This window comes from Deltaproteobacteria bacterium (genome assembly GCA_016210005.1).
Lineage (GTDB): Bacteria > Desulfobacterota > Binatia > HRBIN30 > JACQVA1 > JACQVA1.
This window is the reverse complement of the sequence record JACQVA010000223.1, coordinates 1-4,513: the sequence shown is the minus strand read 5'-3', so window position 1 is coordinate 4,513 and position 4,513 is coordinate 1. Positions and strand designations below refer to the sequence as shown.

Genomic DNA, 4,513 nt, shown 5'->3' with positions numbered 1-4,513 from the left:
GTACATGGAGCGTGCATGCAGATCGATTCCGCAGTAGTATCGGTGCTGCTGTGTGTAGAAGTTCATCAAGGCTCCTCCTCTTCTCCCCGGTGGGGAGGTAAGTTGTTGGTCACAGCCACCGTACCGCGCCGGCGTGGCGAGGGGGAGGCCTTGATGAGGATCAACCGCTTGCAGCGGACGGTGCTGAGCGTTGCCCTTGGTACCCCGGGTGTGGAATCATCACGACATCGAAACGAGGAGCGAACGCGATGACTGCAACGGCCAAGACTATCTTGGAATCGTTCGACGACCTTCCTGAGCGGGAGAAGCGAGAGGTGGCAAGCGCCATCTTGCGGCGCACCCTGCGCTTTGACCTCCCGCCGCTCACCGACAACGACCTAGTCGCGCAGGCGGACGAGTTATTCCGCGAACTCGACGCCCGCGAAGCCTCGGATGAGTAAGGCAAAGCGAGGCGAGGTCTGGATTGTTGACCTGGGCCTGGCGGCAAAGGTGCGGCTATGTTTGGTTCTCAGTGTCCCGGCGAGCGATCAGGAGCGCTCGTTAGTGACGGCTGTGGCGCACACCACGAGCCCTCGTGGCGGTCGGTTCGAGGTTGCGGTACGGGCCTTGTTTCTCAAGGGTGGCGTCTTCGATGCGCAAAACCTGGTAACCATCCCAGACGCCAAGCTGATCCGGTGCGCCGGTACGCTTAGACCGGAAGATCTCGCAGCGATTGAGGGCGCGGTGCGTGCGTGGCTTGGACTATGAGGCCGCGCGTCGTAGCGCTACCCAGCGCGTCGAGCCGACCGGCATGGGCTATATTGTAACTCGCAGTCGCCGGTGCGCCGGCGGCCCACGCGCAAGGCGTTCGGCTGGTTGCGACACGGTTGCTCGACGGATGTCGAGTGCGTAGGCTCTTCGCGTGCGGTTACCGAATGGAGCACGAGCAATCGTCGATGTCCGAAAGCTGTCCGACTATTGCTTGAATCCGGACAGCCCGCGGGGACGGCACAAGGCGCGGGTCTTCGCCGCGGCCCTCGGATTGACGGCTGCTGATGCTCCGAAGCTGCGGGCCAAGTTGCTAGAAGTCGCACGGGTCGGCGCCGCGCAGCTGGGTGAACTCGATGCATACGGCCAACGGTACACGATGGATTTCACGATGATGACAGCCGCTGGAGAGGCGACCCTCCGTAGCGGTTGGATCGTCATCCGTGGTAAAAGAGAGCCACGGCTGACCACGTGCTACGTCAAGCAAAGGAAGCGATGATGGCCCAGCGAAAGAGAGCCCTCAAAGTACTCGATACTGTGGCACTACTCGAGGATCTCCCCGACCGGAAGCTCAAGCGGGGCGAGGTCGGCACGGTTGTGGAGACCCTCGCTCCGGACGTCTACGAAGTGGAGTTCAGTGATGATGACGGACGGACGTATGCGGAACTCGCATTGCGGAGTGATCAGCTGGTTCTCCTGCACAACCGGGGCGAAGCGTTGAGAATCGTGGCTTGACCAGGGCCGAACACCTATAAGGCGATCGAGACCGGCGCGAAGAGAACGCGCGGCTCATCGCCAGGCCGTTAGGCGACGGATTTGTGTCAATGACCGCCGCTCACCATGATACGAGACAGTCACTCGGCGTCGGGCTCCGCCGTCGACTGCCCGTTGGCGCGATCGTCGGTTATCTCGTCTTCACCGCCGGTACCCTGCCAGTCATCTGGCTTGCATGGAGCCAGCGATCCCACGACGAAAAACCATCGCTCATGCTGCTAATCGCGTGGGTGGTTGCGGGGATCGCCCATAGCTTGGTCCGCAACTTTTGGCGCGCCTGCAAGTTCTCTGCGCTCGGGTCTGTCTTCGTCTACATCGTCCTCGTTGTGTTCATCAACGCCATTAACGAGATGTTCGCCGCCGGCATGATAGTGGTCGGCCTCTTTGGATATGTCCTCGCCATGGTCATGGGTATTCCTGTCGCGATATACCGCCGCCAGCGCGATGACCGCGTCAGGGAGGGTCGGCAGACGGCATGAAGCTGATGATCGCCAAGTTCGCTAGAGGCACCGCTTTGCTCTGCCTCACTTTGTTGACGGGATGCATCCCCACACCGTTCCCTTACGAAAAAGGACCGGTTACTCGCCGCGAGCACCCGCTCCCAGAATCGGCGACGCGCGGGAGATTGATCTTTGTCGCGATAAACCTGACGCAGGAACCAAGCCGAAAGCTTGAGGTGCAGCTTCAGCGGGAATACACCGACAAGGTGCGCGTGTCCGAAGAGTTGGTCGCCACTATTGCCGCCGCTTGCAATCCTCACGACGCCGCTCTTGGTGTATCGGCAATTGGTCAAGTCCGACGGACGTGAGAAAGACCTTGCGTATTGGGGGTATGCTCTTCTGGGTTTTTCCGAGACCGAGGACGTCCCACAGCCCCGTCACGAACTCGTGCGGACCGAGAGGATCGAGGAAGTGCGGCGACAAGAAGCCCTGAGGCACCACCCATTGCCCGTGCAATGCGGCTCATCGCCACGACGTTAGGCAACAGGCGAGCGCTGGTGTAAGAAGGTGCCGTGGCCAAGTATGACGACCTCGCCCTGCGGATCTTGCGAGGTGGATCCGACGCGAATATCCGGTTTGATGACTTGCGGCACCTGCTTCGGCGCTTGGGCTTCGCGGAGCGGATTCGAGGGGATCACTACATCTTCACGAAGGATGGCGTCGCGGAGATCCTGAACCTGCAGCCCATAGGACGCCAGGCAAAGCCGTATCAGGTCAAACAGGTCCGGGGCATGTTGGTGAAGTATCGTCTGGCTGGAGGCGATGATGCGAAGTAAGTGGAAATACGAAGTCATCATTTACTGGAGCGACGAAGACAACGCATACGTTGCCGAGGTTCCCGAGCTGCCGGGCTGCGCCGCCGACGGCCCGACTTACAAGCAGGCTGTCGCAAACGTCGAGGTGGTCATTGGCGAGTGGATCGAAACGGCGCGGGAGCTGGGACGCACCATCCCGGAGCCAAAGGGCCGGTTGCTGTATGCCTGAGGCGCTGCAGCCGACGCGGGCCGCGGCGTCGATCTGCCAACTGGTGAGTGCGGGAAGCGGCCCGCGCGGCTGAGCGCCGGCGTTAGGGTTGCGACCGATCGCCGGTGCTTGAGCACTCGCAGAAGTTGCCGTATCGTGCGGTCATGACGACAACTGTGGAACAGCTGGCGGAACAGGCAATGAGCCTGCCGACCGAATCGCGGGCACGACTGGCAGATCTTCTCGTGGAGAGCCTAGACGCCAATGACCTTGGGCGCATCGATCGGCTGTGGGCCGCCGAGGCCATACGCAGGCGGGACGAAGTGCGCGCGGGGCGCGTGCAGACGATTCCCGGCGACGAGGCGCTTCGCACGGTGCGTGACGCCGTGCGGCGATGAGATATGAGTTCCATCCGGAAGCGCTTGAAGAGTACGACGAGGCAGCGCGCTGGTACGCTGAGCGGGAGTCGGCCCCGACATCTTCCTCAATCACTCGCCAGCGTGTCGGCGCTTCGAGAATCCGCCCGATTGCGTCCTCGACGGCCTCGATGAACCGCAGACCAGCGGCTCACGAAACCCTAACCCGGCGCTCGAGCCGACCGGCTTGAACGTCATGCCTTCTCGCGAGGGCCCCTGCGCCGACGGCTCATCGCCAAAGCGTTCGGCATCGGCAGAGCGGAGGTTGCGGTGATCCGCGCGACACGGCAGGATGTTCCTCAGCGGAGGCGGAGACATGAAACTGACGATACCGCTGGACGAGATGACCACGGTGGAGAAATTGCAGGCAATCGACGAAATCTGGGCTGACCTTCAGCGTGTGCCTGAGGAACTCCCTTCTCCCGGCTGGCATGCGGACGTGTTGGCGGCCCGCGAGCATCGCGTCCGCGAAGGCACGTCACGGTTCTCGGATTGGGACACGGCCAAGGCCAGGATTCGCGAGAAAGCATAATGCGGGTCGAGGTCCTCGACGAAGCCGAGCAGGACCTCGTTGATGGCGCCCATTTCTACGAGGCGCAAGAACCCGGCTTGGGCCAATACTTTCTGGACTCGCTTTTCTCCGACGTTGATTCGCTACAGCTGTACGCCGGAATCCACCCCGTGCACTTTGGCTATCATCGGCTTCTGTCCAAACGCTTCCCATACGCGGTCTACTACCGAGTCGGGGGCAACGTCGCCCAGGTGTGGGCCGTCCTTGATTGCCGGCAGGACCCGGAGAAGATCGTGAGGAGGCTCACGCAGGGTCGATCATGACATCACACTCCCGACGAACAGGCCGAACACCTATAAGGCCTCCGTTGTCAAGAAGACGCGGCGGTAGGGCGGTAGCGTCACGGGGGCGGGGGCTTTCGCGGGAAGCAGACGGGGCGTGCAAGCTGAGGAGGGTGAGCTGACTTCGTTTCACAGCGGGTGCAGAAGCTGTGGCCTGCACCAAACACCTATTGAGGCTCAGTCGTCGAGGATCGCTGGTGCCGACTCGACGAGGCGACGCGATGGAGCACGCGGCGCGGCCCAGAAACTCATCGGTGCCCT

At 61.9% G+C, this 4,513-nt stretch carries 10 protein-coding genes; all 10 read left to right on the top strand.

Going from position 1 to position 4,513, the window contains the following annotated elements; genetic code table 11:
- The first annotated feature begins 248 nt into the window (after nt 1-248).
- Complete coding sequence (locus HY699_21420; GenBank protein MBI4518369.1) at nt 249-440, top strand: hypothetical protein; 192 nt, start codon at nt 249-251, stop codon at nt 438-440.
- The gene (locus HY699_21415) at nt 433-747 is read left to right on the top strand and encodes a type II toxin-antitoxin system PemK/MazF family toxin (GenBank protein ID MBI4518368.1); all 315 of its coding nucleotides are present in this window, start codon (nt 433-435) and stop codon (nt 745-747) included. The genes HY699_21420 and HY699_21415 overlap by 8 nt, the downstream gene beginning before the upstream one ends.
- A gap of 498 nt (nt 748-1,245) precedes the next feature.
- Nucleotides 1,246-1,482 carry a DUF4926 domain-containing protein gene (locus HY699_21410; GenBank protein ID MBI4518367.1) on the top strand — a complete coding sequence of 79 codons (237 nt, stop codon included), beginning with the start codon at nt 1,246-1,248 and terminating at the stop codon, nt 1,480-1,482.
- A gap of 89 nt (nt 1,483-1,571) precedes the next feature.
- A complete protein-coding gene (locus HY699_21405; GenBank protein MBI4518366.1) occupies nt 1,572-2,000 on the top strand; it encodes a hypothetical protein in 429 nt (142 codons plus the stop codon).
- Nucleotides 1,997-2,329: a hypothetical protein gene (locus tag HY699_21400; protein ID MBI4518365.1), complete on the top strand. Its 333-nt coding sequence runs from the start codon at nt 1,997-1,999 to the stop codon at nt 2,327-2,329. The genes HY699_21405 and HY699_21400 overlap by 4 nt, the downstream gene beginning before the upstream one ends.
- A gap of 204 nt (nt 2,330-2,533) precedes the next feature.
- On the top strand, nt 2,534-2,797 hold the full coding sequence (locus HY699_21395; protein MBI4518364.1) for a type II toxin-antitoxin system HicA family toxin: 264 nt from the start codon (nt 2,534-2,536) through the stop codon (nt 2,795-2,797).
- On the top strand, nt 2,787-3,005 hold the full coding sequence (locus HY699_21390; protein MBI4518363.1) for a type II toxin-antitoxin system HicB family antitoxin: 219 nt from the start codon (nt 2,787-2,789) through the stop codon (nt 3,003-3,005). The genes HY699_21395 and HY699_21390 overlap by 11 nt, the downstream gene beginning before the upstream one ends.
- A gap of 143 nt (nt 3,006-3,148) precedes the next feature.
- A complete protein-coding gene (locus HY699_21385) occupies nt 3,149-3,382 on the top strand; it encodes an addiction module protein (GenBank protein ID MBI4518362.1) in 234 nt (77 codons plus the stop codon).
- Between the two features lie 334 nt (nt 3,383-3,716).
- Nucleotides 3,717-3,932, top strand: coding sequence for an addiction module protein (locus HY699_21380; protein ID MBI4518361.1), 216 nt, complete (start codon nt 3,717-3,719; stop codon nt 3,930-3,932).
- Entirely contained in the window at nt 3,932-4,234 is a 303-nt protein-coding gene (locus HY699_21375; GenBank protein ID MBI4518360.1) for a type II toxin-antitoxin system RelE/ParE family toxin, read from the top strand. Before HY699_21380 ends, HY699_21375 begins: the two co-directional genes overlap by 1 nt.
- The last annotated feature ends 279 nt before the right edge of the window (nt 4,235-4,513 follow it).

Excerpts from the sequence above, each read along its gene's own strand:
- HY699_21420 (MBI4518369.1), top strand. The coding sequence starts at position 249 with ATGACTGCAACGGCCAAGACTATCTTGGAATCGTTCGACGACCTTCCT.
- HY699_21415 (MBI4518368.1), top strand. The coding sequence starts at position 433 with ATGAGTAAGGCAAAGCGAGGCGAGGTCTGGATTGTTGACCTGGGCCTG.
- HY699_21410 (MBI4518367.1), top strand. The coding sequence starts at position 1,246 with ATGGCCCAGCGAAAGAGAGCCCTCAAAGTACTCGATACTGTGGCACTA.
- HY699_21405 (MBI4518366.1), top strand. The coding sequence starts at position 1,572 with ATGACCGCCGCTCACCATGATACGAGACAGTCACTCGGCGTCGGGCTC.
- HY699_21400 (MBI4518365.1), top strand. The coding sequence starts at position 1,997 with ATGAAGCTGATGATCGCCAAGTTCGCTAGAGGCACCGCTTTGCTCTGC.
- HY699_21390 (MBI4518363.1), top strand. The coding sequence starts at position 2,787 with ATGCGAAGTAAGTGGAAATACGAAGTCATCATTTACTGGAGCGACGAA.
- HY699_21385 (MBI4518362.1), top strand. The coding sequence starts at position 3,149 with ATGACGACAACTGTGGAACAGCTGGCGGAACAGGCAATGAGCCTGCCG.
- HY699_21380 (MBI4518361.1), top strand. The coding sequence starts at position 3,717 with ATGAAACTGACGATACCGCTGGACGAGATGACCACGGTGGAGAAATTG.
- HY699_21375 (MBI4518360.1), top strand. The coding sequence starts at position 3,932 with ATGCGGGTCGAGGTCCTCGACGAAGCCGAGCAGGACCTCGTTGATGGC.